The sequence below is a fragment of the Pantoea sp. SORGH_AS_0659 genome (assembly GCF_031453915.1).
Lineage (GTDB): Bacteria > Pseudomonadota > Gammaproteobacteria > Enterobacterales > Enterobacteriaceae > Pantoea > Pantoea leporis.
Window position 1 is genome coordinate 1916663 of the sequence record NZ_JAVJAK010000001.1, and the last position, 18963, is coordinate 1935625.

Genomic DNA, 18963 nt, shown 5'->3' on the forward strand with positions numbered 1-18963 from the left:
TAAAACCCCACTCACCGGAGACGCGCCGTGGCGATAATTCTCGGGATCGATCCCGGCTCGCGCGTCACCGGTTACGGTGTTATTCGCCAAACCGGCCGCCAGCTTACCTATTTGGGCAGCGGCTGTATCCGCACCAGCGTCACCGATCTGCCGACGCGCCTCAAACTGATCTACGCGGGCGTCAGCGAAATTATCACCCAGTTCTCACCCGACTATTTCGCCATCGAGCAGGTGTTTATGGCCAAGAATGCGGACTCAGCGCTGAAACTGGGCCAGGCGCGCGGTGCGGCGATTGTCGCGGCGGTGAATCATGATTTACCGGTGTTTGAATATGCGGCGCGCCAGGTGAAGCAAACCGTTACCGGCACCGGCGGCGCAGAGAAAAGTCAGGTGCAGCATATGGTACGAACCTTGCTGAAACTGCCAGCCAACCCGCAGGCGGATGCCGCCGATGCGCTGGCCATCGCCATTACGCATTGCCATATGAGCCAAAACGCGGCGCGTATCAGCGATACGAAACTGGTGATGACGCGCGGACGTATGCGATCGGGTTAGCGGAAACGAAACGCGGTATGAGGCTGGATATTCATCCAGCCTTTTTTATGGTATATAAACAGGCTTACTTATCAGATTAAGGAATTGCTCAGGTGATTGGTCGTTTACGAGGCAACATTCTGGAAAAACAGCCGCCGCTGGTGTTGATTGAGGCGCACGGTGTCGGTTATGAAGTGCACATGCCAATGACCTGCTTTTACGAGCTGCCGGAGATCAATCAGGAAGCGATTATCTTTACGCAGTTTGTGGTACGCGAAGATGCGCAGCTGCTGTTCGGTTTCAATAACAAGCAGGAACGCACGCTGTTCCGCGAGCTGGTGAAGGTGAATGGCGTTGGGCCAAAACTGGCGCTGGCAATTCTGTCTGGCATGTCGGCCCAGCAGTTCGTGACCGCCGTTGAGCGACAAGAGATTGCCTCGCTGATCAAACTGCCGGGCGTGGGTAAAAAAACCGCCGAGCGTTTGATTGTGGAGATGAAAGACCGCTTTATCGGCATGCACGGCGATCTGTTTGGTGGTGATTCAACCTTTACGTTGACCACGCCATCTACTGCACAAGACAATAACGATGCTGAAGCCGAAGCGGTTTCAGCGCTGGTGGCTCTGGGCTATAAACCGCAGGAAGCCAGCCGTATGATCAGTAAAGTCGGTAAACCGGATGTGGATTGCGAAACCCTGATTCGTGAAGCCCTGCGCGCAGCTATTTGAGGTAAAGCATGATTGAAGCCGATCGTCTGGTCTCGGGCAGTTCCTTTAATGAAGAAGAAACGCTCGATCGTGCCATTCGCCCTAAGCTGCTCACGGAATATGTTGGCCAGCCGCAGGTGCGCGAGCAAATGGAGATTTTCATCCAGGCTGCGAAACTGCGTGGCGATGCACTCGATCATCTGCTGATTTTCGGCCCGCCGGGACTGGGTAAAACTACGCTGGCTAACATCGTCGCTAACGAAATGGGCGTCAACCTGCGCACCACGTCCGGCCCGGTGCTGGAAAAAGCCGGCGATCTGGCGGCGATGCTCACTAACCTCGAACCGCATGACGTGCTGTTTATTGATGAGATCCATCGGCTGTCGCCGGTGGTGGAAGAAGTGCTGTATCCGGCGATGGAAGATTATCAGCTGGATATCATGATTGGTGAAGGTCCGGCAGCGCGTTCGATTAAGCTCGATCTGCCGCCGTTTACCCTGATTGGTGCCACGACGCGTGCCGGTTCTTTAACTTCGCCGCTGCGCGACCGTTTCGGCATCGTGCAGCGCCTTGAGTTCTATAACGTGCCCGATCTGCAGCATATCGTGGGTCGTAGCGCGGCCTGTCTTGGCCTGGCGCTGAGCGAAGAGGGCGCGCTGGAGATAGCGCGTCGTGCACGCGGAACGCCGCGTATCGCTAACCGCCTGCTGCGCCGCGTGCGTGACTTTGCGGAAGTGCGCGCCAACGGCAATCTGAGCGGCGAAGTATCAGCCAGCGCGCTGGATATGCTTAACGTCGACAGTCAGGGTTTTGATTATATGGATCGCAAACTGCTGCTGGCGATTATCGATAAGTTCTCGGGTGGTCCGGTTGGCTTAGATAACCTGGCAGCGGCGATTGGCGAAGAGCGGGAAACTATTGAGGATGTGATTGAACCCTTCCTGATCCAGCAAGGATTCATTCAACGCACGCCGCGTGGCCGGATGGCCACGCAGCATGCTTACAAACACTTTGGTATTAGTCGCGAAGAGTAAACCGGCGTTATGCCGCCGGTTTTTTTGCCATGCTAATGATGAACAATACTGCCGCGCATAACACCACTGAAGGACCGGCTGGCGTATCGTAGCTAGCGGAGAAGGTCAGGGTCCGCCGGTCACTGCGATAATACCGGCAATCACCGCAAAACCGGCCATCTGTTCTGGCGAGCGCGAAAAGCGACGTGCCGTCGCCGCCGGGATAATCAGTAACGACGTAATAATCAAAGCACCGACAAACTTCATCGCTACGCCGATGGTTAATGCGGTGACCAGCATCAACATCAAACGCGTGCGCTGAATGTTAACGCCATCCACCTGCGCCAGCTCCGGACTAATGGTCATCGACAACAGCGAATTCCACTGCCACGCCATCACCGCCAGTACAATCGCCACGCCGCCGCCCATCATCCACAAATCATCGGGCGTCACCGCCAGCAGATCGCCAAACAGGTAAGCCATCAGATCGACACGCACGCCTTGCATCAGACTGACGACCACTAAACCCAGCGACAGCGCACTGTGCGCCATAATGCCGAGCAGCGTATCAATAGCCAGATGCGGGCGTCGCTCCAGCCACACCAATCCCAACGCCAGACACACGGTCACCAAAATCACCGCATAGTAAGGATTCACGTTGAGCAGCAAACCAAACGCCACGCCCAGTAAGGACGCATGCGCGAGCGTATCGCCGAAGTAAGACATGCGGCGCCAAACCACAAACGAGCCAAGTGGACCGGCCGCCAGCGCCAGCAACACGCCGCCCAGCCAGCCAGGTAATAACAGTTCAATCATGACGGGCCATTTCCTTTGCGCAGAACAATGCGTCCCTGTAAATCGTGACGGTGATTATGATGATGACGATAAATCGCCAGCTGCTGCGCGCCGCGTGGGCCAAACATCGCAATAAACTCGGGATGTTGTGACACCGCTTCCGGCGTGCCGGAACAGCAGATGTGATGGTTGAGACACAGCACTTCGTCGGTTTTCGCCATCACCAGATGCAGGTCGTGTGAAACCATCAGCACACCGCAGTTCAGTTCGCGGCGCAGCTGATCGATCAAATCGTATAGCGCGACCTGGCCGTTGACATCAACGCCTTGTGTCGGCTCATCCAGTACCAAAAGCTGCGGTTCATTGAGTAATGCACGCGCCAGCAAAACACGTTGTGTCTCACCGCCGGAAAGTTTTTGCAGCGTTGCATGCAGCAGATGCCCGGCCTGCACGCGCTTGAGCGCCGGCAAAATGGCATCGCGTTTGGTGCCGCGCGACAGGCGCATAAAGCGTTCCACGGTGATCGGCAACGTTGGGTCGATGTGCAGTTTTTGCGGCACGTAGCCGATACGCAAATCAGCGGCGCGCGTGACGCTGCCGCTGGTGGGTTTGAGTAGCCCCAACACCGCGCGAACCAGCGTGGATTTACCGGCGCCGTTCGGGCCGAGCAGGGTGAGAATTTTCCCCGGCTCAAGTGCGAGGCTAATACCTGCAAGCACCGGACGCTGGGAGAACTTCACAGAAATGTTTTCAAGGGTAACAAGTGGCGACATGTTATTTACGGGTTGCATTGAATTTCGAATGTTATAATATCACATTCCATCAACGGGTCACGATGGAATGACGTATTATGTTACACAATAAAAAGCGCCTGATTTTCACCCTTACTGCTGCGGCAATTGGCGCGGCAAGCGCATTACCCGCGCACTCCGCAGTTGTCGCTTCAATCAAACCTATCGGATTTATCGCAGCGGCTATCGCAGAGGGTATTACGCCGGTTGAAGTATTGCTGCCTGATGGCGCCTCAGAGCATGATTATGCCTTGCGTCCCTCTGATGTAAAACGTATTAAAAACGCAGACTTAGTGGTGTGGACAGGCCCAGAGATGGAAGCCTTTCTTACTAAGTCAGCGGCCGAATTACCTGCCAGTAAAAACCTCGAAATTGCCGCATTGCCGGGCATAAAACCGCTATTGATTAGCGGCGATGATGAAGATGAGGAACATGAGCATGGTCACGATCACGATCACGACTCAGAAAATTCCGAAGACCAGGACGGGTCTCATGCGCATCACCACCACGGACAGTTTAATATGCACCTGTGGATGTCCCCTGACATGGCCTTACAATCTGCGGTTGCAATCCATGGAAAATTATTGGAACTTATGCCGCAAAGCAAAGCCAAACTTGACGCTAATCTGCAGGAATTTAAGGCAGAATTAGCCGATGCAGACAAACACATCGGCGCGCAACTCGCGCCTGTGCGGAACAAGGGTTATTTCGTTTTTCACGATGCTTACAGCTACTTTGAAAAACATTACGGTTTGTCACCTTTAGGTCATTTTACCGTCAATCCTGAAATCCAGCCGGGCGCCCAGCGTTTACATCAAATACGAACACAGTTGGTTGAGCAGAAAGCCGTTTGCGTTTTCGCTGAACCACAATTCAGACCGGCCGTCATCGATGCCGTGTCCCGTGGAACTTCCGTACGTAAAGGCACGTTAGATCCGTTGGGTATGGACATCAGCTTATCCAAAGACAGCTACGTGAAATTTCTTTCACAGCTGTCGAGCCAGTATGCGAGCTGCCTGAATGGAGCATGAGGAATAGGTAAAAGTGCAGCAGATAGCCCGCTCTGTCGCCCTCGCATTTAACAATTTGCCGCGCCCCCACCGCGTTATGCTGGGTTCATTAACCGTTGTCACGTTGGCCGTCGCAGTATGGCGGCCTTACGTTTACCATCCGCGTGACGTTGCCCCCATCGTGAAAACCATTACGTTGGATAAAGACGAACTGCGCACGCTGTTGCCCGAAGCCAGCGAGCCGATTGACCAGACAACGGAAGAACCGTCCGACGATATTCCTGCTGACGACATTGATAATGACGTTCCGGACAATCCCAACGTACATGAGTACACCGTCTCTTCAGGTGATACGCTGAGCAGCGCGTTAAATCAGTACGGTATTGAGATGGGCGATATCAACGCATTAGTCAGTAGCGATAAAGATCTGCGTAACATGCGCGTTGGTCAGCAACTGAGCTGGACGCTGGATGCCGATGGACAACTGCAAACCTTCAGCTGGGAAATTGATCGTCGTGAAACCCGTACTTATCAGCGCGCCGACAACGGCAGCTTTAAGATGCAGCAGGAGCTGCAAAAGGGTGAGTGGCAAAACAACGTACTGAAAGGTGAAGTGCGCGGCAGTTTTGCTGCCAGTGCCCAGCGTGCGGGCTTAACCAGCGCAGAAACCAGCAACGTCATCAAAGCGATGCAGTGGCAGATGGATTTCCGCAAACTACGCGCCGGTGATGACTTCAGTGTGCTAATGTCACGTGAAATGCTCGATGGCAAAAGTGCCCAAAGCCAATTGCTTGGCGTGCGTTTGCGCACCGGCGGTAAAGACTATTACGCGTTCCGTGCGGAAGACGGCAAGTTCTACGATCGCAACGCGTCTGGTTTAGCGCGTGGCTTTATGCGTTTCCCTACGGTTAAGCAGTATCGTGTCTCTTCCAACTTCAATCCGCGTCGCCTTAATCCGGTAACCGGCCGCATTGCACCGCATAAAGGTGTCGATTTCGCGCTGCCTATTGGTACGCCTGTGTTAGCCGTGGGCGATGGTGAAGTGGTGATGGCGAAAAACGGCGGTGCTGCCGGGAATTACGTGGCAATTCGTCACGGTCGTCAGTACATGACGCGTTATATGCACCTGAGTAAAGCGTTGGTGAAACCGGGGCAAAAAGTGAAACGCGGCGATCGTATTGCGTTGTCGGGTAACACCGGACGTTCAACCGGTCCGCATTTGCATTATGAAGTATGGATCAACAATCAGGCGGTGAATCCATTGACGGCAAAACTGCCGCGCATGGAGGGTCTGACGGGTAAAGATCGCAGCACTTACATGGCGCAAGTCAAAACCTGGTTGCCGCAGTTGACGCTGAAATAGCGCATAATTGCGCGTAACACTTAAAAACCGACGCATTCTTCGTCGGTTTTTTGCTATCTGGCGCATGAAGATTGCAAAATTAACCACCGTCACTATTATTGACCGGTCATTGTCAGAGGCGAGTGCATGGAAACCCGAAAGAAAAATAACAGCGAGTTTATTCCCGTTTTTCAACGTTCTTTTTTAAAGCCGAAATACTGGGGAAGTTGGTTGGCGGTTGGCGCGCTGGCCGGCATGGCTTTACTTCCCGCTAAAGTGCGCGATCCGATACTGGGCGGATTGGGCAAGTTCGCCGGTAAGCTGGCGAAAAGTGCGCGCCGCCGTGCGCTGATCAATCTCTATTATTGCCTGCCGGAATTGAGTGAAGCGCAGCGCGAAGAGATTGCTGATCGTATGTTTGCCACCGCACCGCAGGCGATGGCGATGATGGCCGAATTGGGCATGCGTAATCCCGAGCATGTGCGCAAGCGTGTTGACTGGCACGGCCGGGAAATCATTGAGCAACTGCAGGCCAACAAAGAAAACGTCATTTTCCTGGTGCCGCATGGCTGGGGCGTGGATATTCCAGCGATGCTACTGGCGTCTGAAGGCCAGATGATGGCGGCGATGTTCCACAATCAAAGCGATCCGTTAATGGATTATCTGTGGAATACCGTGCGACGCCGTTTTGGTGGCCGTATGCATGCGCGAAATGACGGCATTAAGCCGTTTATCGCGTCGGTGCGTCAGGGTTATTACGGCTATTATCTGCCGGACCAGGATCACGGCCCGGAACACAGCGAATTTGTGGATTTCTTTGCCACTTACAAAGCCACATTGCCCGCAGTGGGCCGCCTGATGAAAGTATGCCGCGCACGCGTTGTGCCGCTGTTCCCGGTGTATAACAGTGAAACCCATCGTCTGGAAATCTATGTGCGTCCGCCAATGGATGACTTGCTGGATGCCGATGACAATACGCTTGCGCGTCGCATGAATGAAGAAGTTGAAGTGTTCGTGCGCCCGCATCCGGAACAGTACACCTGGATTCTGAAGCTGCTGAAAACGCGTAAGGAAGGGGATATCGAACCTTATGCGCGCAAAGATCTTTATCCTCGTAGGAAATAAACATGGGGCCGTCTGGCCCCTTTATCATTCTATTGCCGCCACGTGACTGCGACGTTTACGTTCGCGCAGGAACAGGGTCACCAGACCAAACCACAGCACGCCAGCGGCGAAGTTAATCCCGCTAAACCACGGTGTGCCGCCGCTGAAGTAGCCACTTTTCGCCAGTTCAATGCCTACCGCTAAGGTCAGAATACTGATCATCCCGAGCATCGCCGCCACGCTGCCTTTGCCTTCGTTGCTGGAGTAAAGCGTCAAACGGTACAGACCGGCATTCACCATGCCTGCGCCGAAAGCGTACAAGCTTAACCCGGCTGTCAGCAGCAGATAGGTGTGACTATCGAGCAAATTAGCCAGCAGCGAAATACTCAAACCAATCAGAATCGGCCAGGCGGCAAACTTCACCGGCTGCTCAATCGGCACGCGTCCAGCCAGTTTGCCGAGCGTGATGTTGCCGGCAATCATCGCCAGAAACACCGGTAGCTGCAGCAGCGCATACTGCATGCGTGACAATCCTTCATCGTGCATCAGAATCACTGGCGACAGCGCTACCCACGTCAGGATCGGAATAAACACCAAACCAATGGCAAAGGAGCCGTACATCACCTGACGATCGCGCGCCAAACGCGCATAGCCGCGCGCCAGCGTTGGCAGGGCGATAGAGTGACTGCGATCGCCAGCGGTTTCCGGCATGACGCGCCACAGCAGGGCAAACGCAATCACGCTGCAGATGGCAAACAGCCAGAACATGCTGCGCCACTCGCCAACGGTGAGCCACGCGGCTCCGGCCAGCGGACCAGCGAGCGGTGCCAGCAGCGCGACGTTGGCCATCAGCGCCATCATGCGTACTGCCAGCGCCTCGTCAAAGGCTTCCTGCACCGCTGCGTAGCTGACGGCGCCAATAAAGCACAGGCTAATACCCTGCACAAAGCGCAGCGCGACAAACTCCTCAATGCTGCTCACCCACGTTGTCAGAATACAGGCGGCGGCAAAGAACAGGATGCCAAACAGCAGCACCGGCCGGCGGCCATATTTGTCAGAGAGCGGACCGAGCAGCCATTGCAGCGCCACACCGCCCATCAGATACGCGGTCAGCGAGGTCGAAACCCATTCCGGGCCGACGCTGAATTCAGACGTCACCAGCAGCATGCCGGGCTGAATCATGTCATGCGCGATATAGGTGGCGAACTCGAAGAGTACCAGCGCGAGCGGGAACAGCAGCACGCGCCCGGTGAGTTGAGTGATAGGTTGATAGCGGGCCATCTGGCCTCCTTGTCAAAAAAATAAAAACGCGACTGCCAGGCAGTCGCGTTTGTCCATGTTGTTACAGCCGCTGTGGGTGGTGCGTATTAATCTACGCGCAGTACACGGCTGGTATTGGTGGTACCGGTGGTCGACATCACGTCGCCCTGGGTGACAATCACCAGGTCGCCTGAAACCAGGAAACCTTTTTCGCGCAGCAAATTCACTGCATCGTGCGCGGCAGCAACACCATCGTTGTTGCTGTCGAAGAACACTGGCGTAACACCACGGTACAGCGCCGTCAGATTCAGCGTACGTTCGTGACGTGACATGGCGAAGATCGGCAAGCCGGACGTGATACGTGAGGTCATCAGCGCGGTACGGCCCGATTCGGTCATGGTGATGATCGCTGAAACCCCTTGCAGATGGTTGGCAGCATACATCGCCGACATGGCAATCGCTTCTTCGACGTTATCGAACTGTACTTCCAGGCGGTGCTTAGAAACGTTAACGCTCGGGATTTTCTCTGCGCCGAGGCACACTTTCGCCATCGCTGAGACGGTTTCAGCCGGATACTGGCCAGCAGCGGTTTCCGCCGACAGCATCACCGCATCGGTACCATCCAGCACGGCGTTCGCCACGTCCATGACTTCGGCACGCGTTGGCATTGGATTGGTAATCATCGACTCCATCATCTGCGTGGCGGTGATGATGGTGCGGTTCAGCTGACGAGCGCGACGGATCAACGCTTTCTGAATACCCACCAGCTCAGGATCGCCAATCTCCACACCCAAATCGCCACGTGCAACCATCACCACGTCAGAAGCGAGGATGATGTCATCCATCGCTTCCTGTGAGGCAACGGCTTCAGCACGTTCCACTTTCGCCACCAATTTGGCGTCGCAGCCGGCGTCGCGCGCCAGACGGCGGGCATAATTCATATCTTCGCCGTTACGCGGGAAGGAGACCGCCAGATAATCCACGCCGATTTTCGCGGCGGTAACGATATCAACTTTGTCTTTTTCGGTCAGCGCATCGGCAGAGAGACCGCCGCCGAGTTTGTTGATGCCTTTATTGTTAGAGAGCGGGCCGCCGACGGTGACTTCGGTGAACACTTTTACGCCCTGAACTTCCAACACTTTCAGCTGCACGCGACCGTCGTCCAGCAGCAGGATATCGCCGGGCACTACATCTTCTGGCAGGCCTTTATAGTCGATACCGACTTTTTCTTTATCGCCTTCGCCTTTGGTTAAATCAGCATCCAGCAGGAAACGATCGCCGACGTTGAGGAACACTTTGCCTTCTTTGAAGGTCGATACGCGAATTTTTGGGCCTTGCAGGTCGCCAAGGATCGCTACGTGACGACCCAGTTTCGCCGCGATTTCACGGACTTTATTGGCGCGCTGCTGATGATCTTCCGGTGTGCCGTGGGAGAAGTTGAGTCGTACAACGTTAGCACCCGCCGCGATGATTTTTTCGAGGTTGTTGTCGCGATCGGTGGCTGGACCGAGGGTTGTAACGATCTTGGTTCTTCTGAGACGTCTGGACATGAAGGACTCCGTTAGCAAAGTATCGTGTCGCTCTCAAGTGACACGTAGTGTTCATCTATTCTATATGATCGATGGGCTGTGATTCGACTCACATTGTGAATGTGATGTTAATTATTTTCCTGCGCCTGTTTCTCCAGGCGTGAATCTTTCAGCGCTTCTTTCACCCGTTTTAAATTTTCACGGAAAGCAGCGCCGCGCTCAAGGGTAAACCCTGTCGCCAGAACATCAATCACGGTTAATTGTGCGAGGCGGGAAACCATTGGCAGGTAGATATCGGTATCTTCGGGTACGTCGAGCGTCAAAGCCAGCGTGGCTTCCGCCGCCAGCGGGGAACCCGGAGAAGTGATAGCCAGCACAGTGGAAGCGTTTACACGCGCCAGGCGAGCCAGTTCTACCATATTTTTGGTGCGACCAGTATGTGAGATGAGAACAAACACATCGTTTGGACCACTATTTATGCAACTCATGCGCTGGATCACAATATCCTCTGACCAGATGACCGGCAGATTAAATCGCAAAAATTTATTGGTGGCGTCATGTGCCACCACGGCGGAGGCACCAAGGCCAAAAAAGGCAATTTTATGCGCCTTTGACAGCGCCTGAACCGCCTGACGAATCACCTGAGAGTCGAGTTGCTGGCGGACGCGGCTGAGGCCGGCTAACGCGGAATCAAAAATTTTGTGGCTATAGCTTTCCACACTGTCATTTTCTTCCACATCGCGGCTCACCCAGTTCGGGCTTTTGACCAGGCTCTGCGCGAGTTGCAATTTGAAGTCAGGAAAGCCGCGCGTGCCCATACGATGGCAGAAGCGATTCACCGTCGGTTCGCTGACGTCAGCGGCGCGTGCCAGCGTGGCGATGCTGGAGTGCATCGCCTGTTGCGGCGCGGCAAGAATCTGCTCTGCGACTTTACGTTCTGATTTGCTTAACGCATCGAGTTGCGCCTGAATCTGTTCCAGCATGGTTTAACCTAATGAGCGTCAATCACTTTTTCGCGTTCATCAATCAATGAAATCGCTGCCAATTCACAAGAATATACCGTGTAATAGCCCCTCGCACGCAGCGGAGGACAAATGTAAACGCGATTTTTTTGCGATACTTTGATCGCTGACGTGTTTTGCCACGACAAATATCGAAACAGAAAATGTGCTCAAATGGCACGCTACAACACACTTAACACCTTTATTACGTTCACAGTTAACGCCAGCAAAACACTGCGTTCGGGTTGTCCTAAACCCGCTAAAAACGTACATTGTGCTGTAAGAAAATTACAATAAGGACCTGGCGTGATGAGAACGCTCAAGCCGGGTATATCCTGCAACGAGGAGAGGAAAATGGCGGTTACACAAACAGCCCAGGCATGCGATCTGGTGATTTTCGGTGCCAAAGGCGATCTCGCGCGCCGTAAACTGTTGCCATCACTGTATCAGCTGGAAAAAGCCGGTCAGATTCATGAAACCACTCGCATTATTGGCGTGGGTCGCGCGGATTGGGATAAAGCCGCGTATACCAAAGTGGTACGTGAAGCGCTGGAAACCTTCATGAAAGAGAAGATCGATGAAGCGCTGTGGGACACCCTCAGCAGCCGTCTCGACTTCTGTAACCTCGACGTAAATGACACCTCGCATTTCACCAAACTGGGCAAAATGCTTGACCAGAAAAACCGCGTCACCATTAACTACTTCGCCATGCCGCCAAGCACCTTTGGCGCGATTTGCGACGGTCTGGGCGCCGCCAAGCTGAACGCCAAACCGGCACGCGTAGTAATGGAAAAGCCGCTCGGCACCTCATTGGAAACCTCACAAGAGATCAATGACAGCGTCGGCAAATACTTCGAAGAAGGCCAGGTTTTCCGTATTGATCACTATCTCGGTAAAGAGACGGTGCTCAACCTGCTGGCGCTGCGTTTTGCCAACTCCATCTTCGTCAACAACTGGGACAATCGCACCATCGATCACGTGCAGATCACCGTGGCAGAAGAGGTGGGCATCGAAGGCCGTTGGGGTTACTTCGACAAAGCCGGCCAGATGCGTGACATGATTCAGAACCACCTGTTGCAGATCCTCACCATGATTGCCATGTCGCCGCCGTCCGATCTGAGCGCGGATGCGATTCGTGATGAGAAAGTGAAAGTGCTGCGCTCACTGCGTCGTATCGATCAAACCAACGTGCGCGAGAAAACCGTACGCGGTCAGTACACCGCCGGCTTTGTGCAGGGCAAGAAAGTGCCAGGTTATCTGGAAGAAGAGGGCGCTAACAAGCAGAGCGCCACGGAAAGCTTTGTTGCTATTCGCGTGGATATCGATAACTGGCGTTGGGCTGGTGTGCCGTTCTATCTGCGTACCGGCAAGCGCTTGCCAACCAAATGCTCTGAAGTGGTGGTGTATTTCAAGAATCCTGAGATGAACCTGTTTAAGGATTCGTACGCTGAACTGCCGCAGAACAAGCTGACCATTCGTCTGCAGCCGGACGAAGGCGTGGATATCGAAATACTGAACAAAGTGCCGGGACTTGACCACAAGCATAAACTGCAGACCACCAAGCTGGATTTGAGCTACTCCGAAACCTTCAACCAGTCGCATCTGGCCGATGCTTACGAGCGTCTGCTGCTGGAAACCATGCGCGGTATTCAGGCGCTGTTTGTGCGTCGTGATGAAGTTGAAGCAGCGTGGGGCTGGGTGGATTCGATCATTGATGCCTGGAGCGCCGATGCCGAAGCGCCGAAGCCGTATCAGGCGGGAACATGGGGACCGGTTGCCTCTGTCGCGATGATTACTCGCGATGGCCGTTCCTGGAACGAGTTCGAATAGAAACCTAATATTGAGCCCGCCAAATGTGCGGGCTTTTTTACGTCCAGAATTCATTTTTCTGAAAAGTGAACCAGAGTTTCAAAAAATTCTGATATCCAATGGACGCCGCTCCAGTCGATCTTGTATGGTAGAGCCCAATTATTGACAGCGTGGCCAAACGCCGGGCTGATGCAACCAAGGAAACGTGATGAAGAACTGGAAAACAAGTGCTGAACAGATCCTGAAAACTGGCCCGGTCGTGCCGGTCATCGTGGTGAACAAGCTGGAACACGCGGTGCCGATGGCGAAAGCGCTGGTGGCTGGCGGTGTGCGCGTGCTGGAAGTCACGCTGCGTACCCCGGTGGCGATGGACGCGCTGCGTGCCATGATTAAAGAAGTACCGGAAGCGATTGTCGGTGCGGGCACGGTGATCAACACCCAGCAACTGAAAGAAGTCACTGACGCCGGTGCGCAGTTTGTCATCAGCCCAGGATTGACGGAATCGCTGCTGAAAGCCGCGGTTGAAGGTCCGGTGCCATTGATTCCAGGTATCAGCACGGTTTCAGAACTGATGACTGGCATGGATTACGGCCTGCGGGAGTTCAAATTCTTCCCGGCGGAAGCCAATGGTGGCGTGAAAGCATTATCCGCGATTGGCGGTCCGTTCCCGCAGGTGCGTTTCTGTCCAACTGGCGGCATCTCGCCAGCCAACTATCGGGATTATCTGGCGCTGAAAAGCGTGCTGTGCATTGGCGGTTCGTGGCTGGTACCGAATGATGCGTTGGAAAGCGGTGACTGGGATCGTATTACGCGTTTGGCGCGTGAAGCGGTTGAAGGGGCACGCGCATAAGTTCATGAAGTGGTCGTCATTGATGGCGACCACTTCATCTTACTTAACCTTCGACTTGTACCGCGGCCGCACTCGCCACGGCGCGCGCGATAGCGTCATCGGTGTTTTCACCGGTTGCCAAAGCCACGCCTAAACGGCGCTGACCGGCGATTTCCGGCTTACCAAACAGGCGCAGCTGCAATCCGGCGCCCAGCGCGGCTTCGATATTCCCGAACACGACGTTCTGGCTGTTCAGCTCAGGCAAAATCACTGCCGACGCAGCGGGACCGTATTGACGAATGCCGCCAATCGGCAGGCCGAGGAAAGCGCGCACATGCAGCGCGAACTCGGACAGATCCTGCGAAATCAGCGTGACCATGCCGGTATCATGCGGACGCGGTGACACTTCGCTGAACACCACTTCATCACCGCACACGAACAGCTCCACGCCAAACAGGCCGTATCCACCGAGCGCTTTTACCACGTTAGCGGCGATATCCTGTGCGCGTTGCAACGCCAGTTCACTCATCTGCTGCGGCTGCCATGATTCACGATAATCGCCATCTTCCTGACGATGACCAATCGGCGCGCAGAAGTGAATGCCATCTACTGCGCTGATGGTCAGCAGGGTGATTTCAAAATCAAACTTCACCACGCCTTCAACGATCACGCGGCCCGCACCGGCACGTCCGCCTTGCTGCGCATAATCCCAGGCTTTTTCCAGCTGGCTGGCTTCGCGAATAAAGCTCTGGCCTTTACCGGATGAGCTCATCACCGGCTTAACGATGCACGGGAATCCAATCGCCTCAGCCGCAGCCACAAAATTCTCTTTGCTGTCAGCAAACTGGTAAGTCGAGGTTGGTAAGGACAACTCTTCCGCCGCCAGACGGCGAATGCCTTCGCGGTTCATGGTCAGACGTGCGGCGCGTGCGGTCGGCACCACTTTCTGACCTTGCGCTTCCAGCTCCAGCAGTTTTTCGGTGGCAATGGCTTCAATTTCTGGTACCACGAAGTGCGGCTTTTCCTCGGCAATCAGCGCGGCCAGCGCGTCGCCGTCCAGCATGTTGATCACATAGCTGCGATGCGCAACGTGCATCGCCGGAGCATCGGCGTAACGATCCACCGCGATCACTTCCACACCAAGACGCTGGCACTCAAGTGCCACTTCTTTGCCTAATTCGCCTGAACCTAACAGCATGACACGCGTAGCGGCAGGGCGCAGCGCGGTTCCGAGAGTCGTCATAATTTCACCTTAGCAGTCAAAATGCGCGCGCAGTATAAACGAAAACGTTTGCGTACTCACGCTTTCGCCGCGATCAGGTTTGCCATACTTTTCCCGCTCTGACGTTAACTGACACAGCCTGCGGCAGCATGGAGAACGGAAAAGTAAACAGGAGTTAAACGATGAGCAATTGGCTGCAGCAAATTCAATCGGTGCTGGCGAAAAAGGGTGGAGACGGAAAATCGGGCGGTTTAAGTGACATGCTGGCCCCCGGCGCATTGGGCGGGCTGGCGGGATTGCTGGTAGGCAGCAAATCCACGCGTAAGCTGCTGACCAAATATGGCGGCAAAGCCTTGCTGTTGGGCGGCGGCGCGGCGGCGGGCGCGCTGTTATGGAACAAATACAAACAGCGCATACGTGAAACCCATCAGGACGATGCGGGCTTCGGCCAGCTGCAAACGCCGATGGATCAACGCGCAGAGCGTTTAGTCACGGCGCTGGTGTTCGCGGCGAAAAGTGATGGTCACATTGACGATCAAGAGCGTGCCGCCATTGAGCAAAATATCCAGCAGGCCGGCTACGGCGCACAAGCCGAAGCGCTGATTCAGCAGGCGATGAATCGCCCGCTCGATCCTAACTGGCTGGCCGCTGACGTTAAAAACGAAGAAGAGGCGCTGGAACTCTATTTCCTCAGCTGTGCAGCCATTGATGTCGACCACTTTATGGAGCGTAGCTATCTCTCCGCGCTCGGCGATGCGCTGAAAATCCCCCAGGATGTGCGCGACGGTATCCAGCGCGATATCGACGCGGAAAAAGCTGCTTAATTCCGTGCGAAGGTTGCATCCGCAGCCTTCGCTTTTCATCTTTTGCTTACCCTGCGTAAAGTGATGCTGCGTGTAGCTTGGCATCGTGCGTGATTAGTGCCACGCTTGCTGAATGTTGTCCTTCAGGGAGAAGAGCCTAATGAATCAGCCACACGCGAAAAAAATTCCCCATGTCATGAAGCTGCACGGTGAAACGCGCATTGATAATTATCACTGGTTACGTGATGACGACCGCGAGAATCCAGAGGTGTTGGCCCATCTGCACGCCGAAAATGATTACGGCCGTGCGATGATGGCGTCGCAGAATCCGCTGCAGGAACGGGTGCTGAAAGAGATCGTTGACCGCATTCCACCGCAGGATCACTCGGTGCCCTATGTGAAAAACGGTTATCGCTATCAAAGCCGCTATGAAGTGGGCAACGAGTATCCGGCTTATTTCCGGCAGCCCGTTGACGCGCCAGCTGATGAGCCCTGGCAGCTGTTGCTGGATGGAAACCAGCGGGCTGCGCACAGTGATTTTTACACCATGGGCGCGCTGGCGATTACACCGGACAATCAGGTGATGGCCTTAGCGGAAGACTTCCTGTCGCGCCGCCAATACGGCATTCGCTTCCGTAATTTGCAGGGCGGTAGCTGGTATCCGGAAGTGCTGACCAACGCGTCATCCAGCGTTGCCTGGGCCAACGATTCCCGCACGCTCTATTACGTGCGTAAGCATCCGAAAACGCTGCTGGCGTATCAGGTGTGGCGCCATGAGCTGGGCCATCCGCAATCTGACGATCAGCTGGTGTATGAAGAGAAGGATGACTCTTTCCACCTCAGCGTGCATAAAACCACCTCCGAGCACTTCATTTTGATTGCGTTGTACAGCACCAACACCAGCGAGATTCTGCTGATCGACGCCGAATATCCGGATGCGCAGCCGCAAACCTTTTGTCCACGTCGCCGCGACCACGAATACAGCATCGATCACTACAATCATCAGTTCTATATCCGCTCGAATCGTGATGGCAAAAATTTCGGGCTCTATCGCAGCGCGTGGCTGGCGGAAGCACGCTGGCAATCGCTGATCCCGGCGCGTGACAACGTGGTGCTGGAAGATTTTCAGCTGTTTCGTCATTGGCTGGTAGTCGAAGAGCGTCAGCACGGCGTAAACACCTTGCGGCAGATAAACTGGGAGAGCGGCGAAAGCTTTGGTATCGCCTTCGACGATCCCGCCTATGTCACCTGGCTTGCCTACAATCCTTCGCCAGAAAGCGACACCTTGCGCTACGGCTACTCTTCCATGACCACGCCGACCACCTTGTTTGAACTGAACATGGAAACCGGCGATCGTCGCGTGCTGAAGCGCTCGCCGGTGCCGGGCTTCAAATCGGAGGATTACAAAAGTGAGCATCTGTGGATCACGGTGCGTGATGGCACAGAGGTTCCGGTTTCGCTGGTCTATCATCGCAAGCATTTCCAGCGCGGCAACAATCCGCTGCTGGTATACGGTTACGGTGCTTACGGCAGCAGCATGGATGCCAGCTTTGCCACCAGCCGCATCAGCTTGCTGGAGCGCGGCTTCGTCTACGCCATCATTCATGTGCGTGGCGGCGGCGAGCTCGGCCAGCAATGGTATGACGGTGGCCGCCTGAAGAATAAAATCAACAGCTTCACGGACTTTATTGATGTCACCGAAGCGCTGGTGGCGAAGGGTTATGGTCATCGCCAGCAGCTCTACGCGATGGGCGGCAGCGCCGGAGGATTACTGATGGGCGGCGTGGTGAACATGGCGCCGGAGCTGTTCCACGGCGTGGTGGCGCAGGTGCCATTTGTCGATGTGGTAACGACGATGCTCGATCCGACAATTCCGCTGACCACCGGCGAATACGATGAGTGGGGCAATCCCGAACAGGCGGAGTTCTATCACACCATTCGCCAATACAGTCCGTATGACAACATCGAGGCCAAAGCCTATCCGCATTTGCTGGTTACCACCGGTTTGCACGATTCGCAGGTGCAGTATTGGGAACCGGCTAAGTGGGTGGCGAAACTGCGTGAGCTGAAAACCAACGATTCACTGCTGTTGCTCTGCACCGAGATGGATTCTGGCCACGGCGGTAAATCGGGCCGCTTCAAAGCGTATGAAGGGGTGGCGCAGGAGTTCACTTTCCTGATTGGCCTGGCGCAGGGCAGCTTGCCAGACCGCGTCGATTACTGATCGCTCTTCACATACTTGCGCAGCGCCTGCCGTAACGGTGGGCGCAAATCACGCACATTTTCCAGCACCCAACGCAGATAGCCGGGATCTTTACGCGCAATGCTGCCAATACTCTGACCGCGATATTTACCGAACGGGAACACATCGCCGCTCACGGGCGCGGGCTGGCACAAATTCGCCATCTGCTCGGCGTTCCAGCCGGAGGTTTCCATAATGCGGATCAGCAGCGCAGCGGTGACGTAGCAGTCATACAATGCGCGGTGCGCATGCAGTTCGGCCGGTGGCGTGACATCCAGCTTCAGGCTGTGGCGCAGCGCCTGATTGCCATATTTGATGCCTGGCCACAGCTGACGCGCCAGCGTCATGGTGCAGATCCATTCGCCCGGCATAGTGGGCAACATGCGGCGATCAAAACTGGCGTTGTGCGCTACGTAATGCGGACTGCCGTGATAGCGGCCAATCGCTTCTTCGATAGTGGGTTTTCCCATCACCATCGCTTCCGTAATGCGATGTACCGCCATCGCCTGACGACTGATGGGGCGATCCGGGCAGATTAAGTCGCTCATCGGATTGACGATCTGACCATCAATGACATCCACCGACGCCACTTCCACCACGCCACCCTGCAGGCCGCAGGTTTCGGTATCAATTACACGTAACATAAATTACTTCTGCTTCGGTTCGTAGGGCAGGCGCGACAGGCTAAGCGAAGCCTGGCGATAGTTCATTAAGCGCTGACGAAACCAGTCACGCAGCGCTTCAGGCTGCTCGCGCTCCACCATTTCGGCAATCACCGGCATATTGTAGCGCTCTTTGAATGCAACGCCCGCGGCGGCCAGATCGACATTGACTTTGTCTTTCTCTTCCTGCGAGAGCAGGGCAAGGTTTTGGCTCATGCTTTTCTCCTGATAAACAGGGGCAAAAGTAATGGTTTCGGACCCAGGGATCAAGCGGATTGGATCGCACCGCAAGTCTCGACACCTGCGGATC

Annotated in this window: 17 protein-coding genes and 1 pseudogene; 10 read left to right on the top strand and 8 right to left on the bottom strand. The window is 55.0% G+C overall.

Going from position 1 to position 18963, the window contains the following annotated elements:
* Nucleotides 1–27: 27 nt before the first annotated feature.
* From ruvC to ruvB, 3 genes are all read left to right on the top strand, one after another.
* Nucleotides 28–555, top strand: a complete 528-nt coding sequence (gene ruvC, locus Q3H59_RS08920) for a crossover junction endodeoxyribonuclease RuvC (RefSeq protein WP_008110486.1) — start codon at nt 28–30, stop codon at nt 553–555.
* Between the two features lie 92 nt (nt 556–647).
* A complete protein-coding gene (gene ruvA / locus Q3H59_RS08925) occupies nt 648–1262 on the top strand; it encodes a Holliday junction branch migration protein RuvA (RefSeq protein ID WP_309834363.1) in 615 nt (204 codons plus the stop codon).
* Nucleotides 1263–1270: 8 nt separating this feature from the next.
* The gene (gene ruvB, locus Q3H59_RS08930) at nt 1271–2275 is read left to right on the top strand and encodes a Holliday junction branch migration DNA helicase RuvB (protein WP_007889560.1); all 1005 of its coding nucleotides are present in this window, start codon (nt 1271–1273) and stop codon (nt 2273–2275) included.
* A 7-nt stretch (nt 2276–2282) separates the two neighbouring features.
* On the opposite strand, the pseudogene znuB reads toward ruvB, so the two are convergent.
* Nucleotides 2283–3070: pseudogene (gene znuB / locus Q3H59_RS08935) on the bottom strand (zinc ABC transporter permease subunit ZnuB).
* A complete protein-coding gene (znuC, locus tag Q3H59_RS08940) occupies nt 3067–3822 on the bottom strand; it encodes a zinc ABC transporter ATP-binding protein ZnuC (RefSeq protein ID WP_277973687.1) in 756 nt (251 codons plus the stop codon). The pseudogene znuB and the gene znuC overlap by 4 nt, the downstream one beginning before the upstream one ends.
* A 77-nt stretch (nt 3823–3899) precedes the next feature.
* Between znuC and znuA the strand changes: the two genes are divergently transcribed.
* The 3 genes from znuA (at nt 3900) to lpxM (ending at nt 7317) form a co-directional block, all read left to right on the top strand.
* On the top strand, nt 3900–4871 hold the full coding sequence (znuA, locus tag Q3H59_RS08945) for a zinc ABC transporter substrate-binding protein ZnuA (protein WP_137385939.1): 972 nt from the start codon (nt 3900–3902) through the stop codon (nt 4869–4871).
* 13 nt (nt 4872–4884) lie between these two features.
* Entirely contained in the window at nt 4885–6213 is a 1329-nt protein-coding gene (gene mepM / locus Q3H59_RS08950; RefSeq protein ID WP_110866308.1) for a murein DD-endopeptidase MepM, read from the top strand.
* Nucleotides 6214–6339: 126 nt separating this feature from the next.
* A complete protein-coding gene (lpxM, locus tag Q3H59_RS08955; RefSeq protein WP_101764161.1) occupies nt 6340–7317 on the top strand; it encodes a lauroyl-Kdo(2)-lipid IV(A) myristoyltransferase in 978 nt (325 codons plus the stop codon).
* A 24-nt stretch (nt 7318–7341) separates the two neighbouring features.
* Here the strand turns inward: lpxM and Q3H59_RS08960 are convergent, their stop codons facing one another.
* The 3 genes from Q3H59_RS08960 to Q3H59_RS08970 all read right to left on the bottom strand — a co-directional run bounded on the left by Q3H59_RS08960 (nt 7342) and on the right by Q3H59_RS08970 (nt 11068).
* The gene (locus Q3H59_RS08960; protein WP_309834367.1) at nt 7342–8577 is read right to left on the bottom strand and encodes an MFS transporter; all 1236 of its coding nucleotides are present in this window, start codon (nt 8575–8577) and stop codon (nt 7342–7344) included.
* Nucleotides 8578–8663: 86 nt separating this feature from the next.
* The gene (gene pyk / locus Q3H59_RS08965; protein WP_101764163.1) at nt 8664–10106 is read right to left on the bottom strand and encodes a pyruvate kinase; all 1443 of its coding nucleotides are present in this window, start codon (nt 10104–10106) and stop codon (nt 8664–8666) included.
* Between the two features lie 107 nt (nt 10107–10213).
* A complete protein-coding gene (locus Q3H59_RS08970; protein WP_101764164.1) occupies nt 10214–11068 on the bottom strand; it encodes a MurR/RpiR family transcriptional regulator in 855 nt (284 codons plus the stop codon).
* A 372-nt stretch (nt 11069–11440) separates the two neighbouring features.
* Between Q3H59_RS08970 and zwf the strand changes: the two genes are divergently transcribed.
* A complete protein-coding gene (gene zwf / locus Q3H59_RS08975) occupies nt 11441–12916 on the top strand; it encodes a glucose-6-phosphate dehydrogenase (protein WP_064738913.1) in 1476 nt (491 codons plus the stop codon).
* A gap of 187 nt (nt 12917–13103) precedes the next feature.
* A complete protein-coding gene (locus Q3H59_RS08980) occupies nt 13104–13745 on the top strand; it encodes a bifunctional 4-hydroxy-2-oxoglutarate aldolase/2-dehydro-3-deoxy-phosphogluconate aldolase (RefSeq protein ID WP_008110463.1) in 642 nt (213 codons plus the stop codon).
* A 43-nt stretch (nt 13746–13788) separates the two neighbouring features.
* Here Q3H59_RS08980 and purT read toward each other — a convergent pair whose 3' ends face one another.
* On the bottom strand, nt 13789–14967 hold the full coding sequence (gene purT, locus Q3H59_RS08985; RefSeq protein ID WP_110866306.1) for a formate-dependent phosphoribosylglycinamide formyltransferase: 1179 nt from the start codon (nt 14965–14967) through the stop codon (nt 13789–13791).
* Nucleotides 14968–15128: 161 nt separating this feature from the next.
* On the opposite strand from purT, the gene Q3H59_RS08990 reads away from it, so the two are divergent.
* Together Q3H59_RS08990 and Q3H59_RS08995 are read left to right on the top strand one after the other, a co-directional pair.
* On the top strand, nt 15129–15770 hold the full coding sequence (locus Q3H59_RS08990) for a tellurite resistance TerB family protein (RefSeq protein WP_137385935.1): 642 nt from the start codon (nt 15129–15131) through the stop codon (nt 15768–15770).
* Between the two features lie 139 nt (nt 15771–15909).
* Nucleotides 15910–17973 carry a prolyl oligopeptidase family serine peptidase gene (locus tag Q3H59_RS08995; RefSeq protein ID WP_309834371.1) on the top strand — a complete coding sequence of 688 codons (2064 nt, stop codon included), beginning with the start codon at nt 15910–15912 and terminating at the stop codon, nt 17971–17973.
* On the opposite strand, the gene exoX is transcribed toward Q3H59_RS08995, so the two are convergent.
* Nucleotides 17967–18635, bottom strand: a complete 669-nt coding sequence (gene exoX, locus Q3H59_RS09000) for an exodeoxyribonuclease X (RefSeq protein WP_101764169.1) — start codon at nt 18633–18635, stop codon at nt 17967–17969. The two genes, Q3H59_RS08995 and exoX, sit on opposite strands and share 7 nt — an antisense overlap.
* 3 nt (nt 18636–18638) lie before the next feature.
* Nucleotides 18639–18869 carry a DNA polymerase III subunit theta gene (locus tag Q3H59_RS09005; protein ID WP_008110458.1) on the bottom strand — a complete coding sequence of 77 codons (231 nt, stop codon included), beginning with the start codon at nt 18867–18869 and terminating at the stop codon, nt 18639–18641.
* Between the last annotated feature and the right edge of the window lie 94 nt (nt 18870–18963).

Excerpts from the sequence above, each read along its gene's own strand:
- ruvB (WP_007889560.1), top strand. The coding sequence starts at position 1,271 with ATGATTGAAGCCGATCGTCTGGTCTCGGGCAGTTCCTTTAATGAAGAA.
- znuC (WP_277973687.1), bottom strand. The coding sequence starts at position 3,822 with ATGTCGCCACTTGTTACCCTTGAAAACATTTCTGTGAAGTTCTCCCAG.
- znuA (WP_137385939.1), top strand. The coding sequence starts at position 3,900 with ATGTTACACAATAAAAAGCGCCTGATTTTCACCCTTACTGCTGCGGCA.
- lpxM (WP_101764161.1), top strand. The coding sequence starts at position 6,340 with ATGGAAACCCGAAAGAAAAATAACAGCGAGTTTATTCCCGTTTTTCAA.
- Q3H59_RS08960 (WP_309834367.1), bottom strand. The coding sequence starts at position 8,577 with ATGGCCCGCTATCAACCTATCACTCAACTCACCGGGCGCGTGCTGCTG.
- pyk (WP_101764163.1), bottom strand. The coding sequence starts at position 10,106 with ATGTCCAGACGTCTCAGAAGAACCAAGATCGTTACAACCCTCGGTCCA.
- Q3H59_RS08970 (WP_101764164.1), bottom strand. The coding sequence starts at position 11,068 with ATGCTGGAACAGATTCAGGCGCAACTCGATGCGTTAAGCAAATCAGAA.
- zwf (WP_064738913.1), top strand. The coding sequence starts at position 11,441 with ATGGCGGTTACACAAACAGCCCAGGCATGCGATCTGGTGATTTTCGGT.
- Q3H59_RS08980 (WP_008110463.1), top strand. The coding sequence starts at position 13,104 with ATGAAGAACTGGAAAACAAGTGCTGAACAGATCCTGAAAACTGGCCCG.
- purT (WP_110866306.1), bottom strand. The coding sequence starts at position 14,967 with ATGACGACTCTCGGAACCGCGCTGCGCCCTGCCGCTACGCGTGTCATG.
- Q3H59_RS08990 (WP_137385935.1), top strand. The coding sequence starts at position 15,129 with ATGAGCAATTGGCTGCAGCAAATTCAATCGGTGCTGGCGAAAAAGGGT.
- Q3H59_RS08995 (WP_309834371.1), top strand. The coding sequence starts at position 15,910 with ATGAATCAGCCACACGCGAAAAAAATTCCCCATGTCATGAAGCTGCAC.
- exoX (WP_101764169.1), bottom strand. The coding sequence starts at position 18,635 with ATGTTACGTGTAATTGATACCGAAACCTGCGGCCTGCAGGGTGGCGTG.
- Q3H59_RS09005 (WP_008110458.1), bottom strand. The coding sequence starts at position 18,869 with ATGAGCCAAAACCTTGCCCTGCTCTCGCAGGAAGAGAAAGACAAAGTC.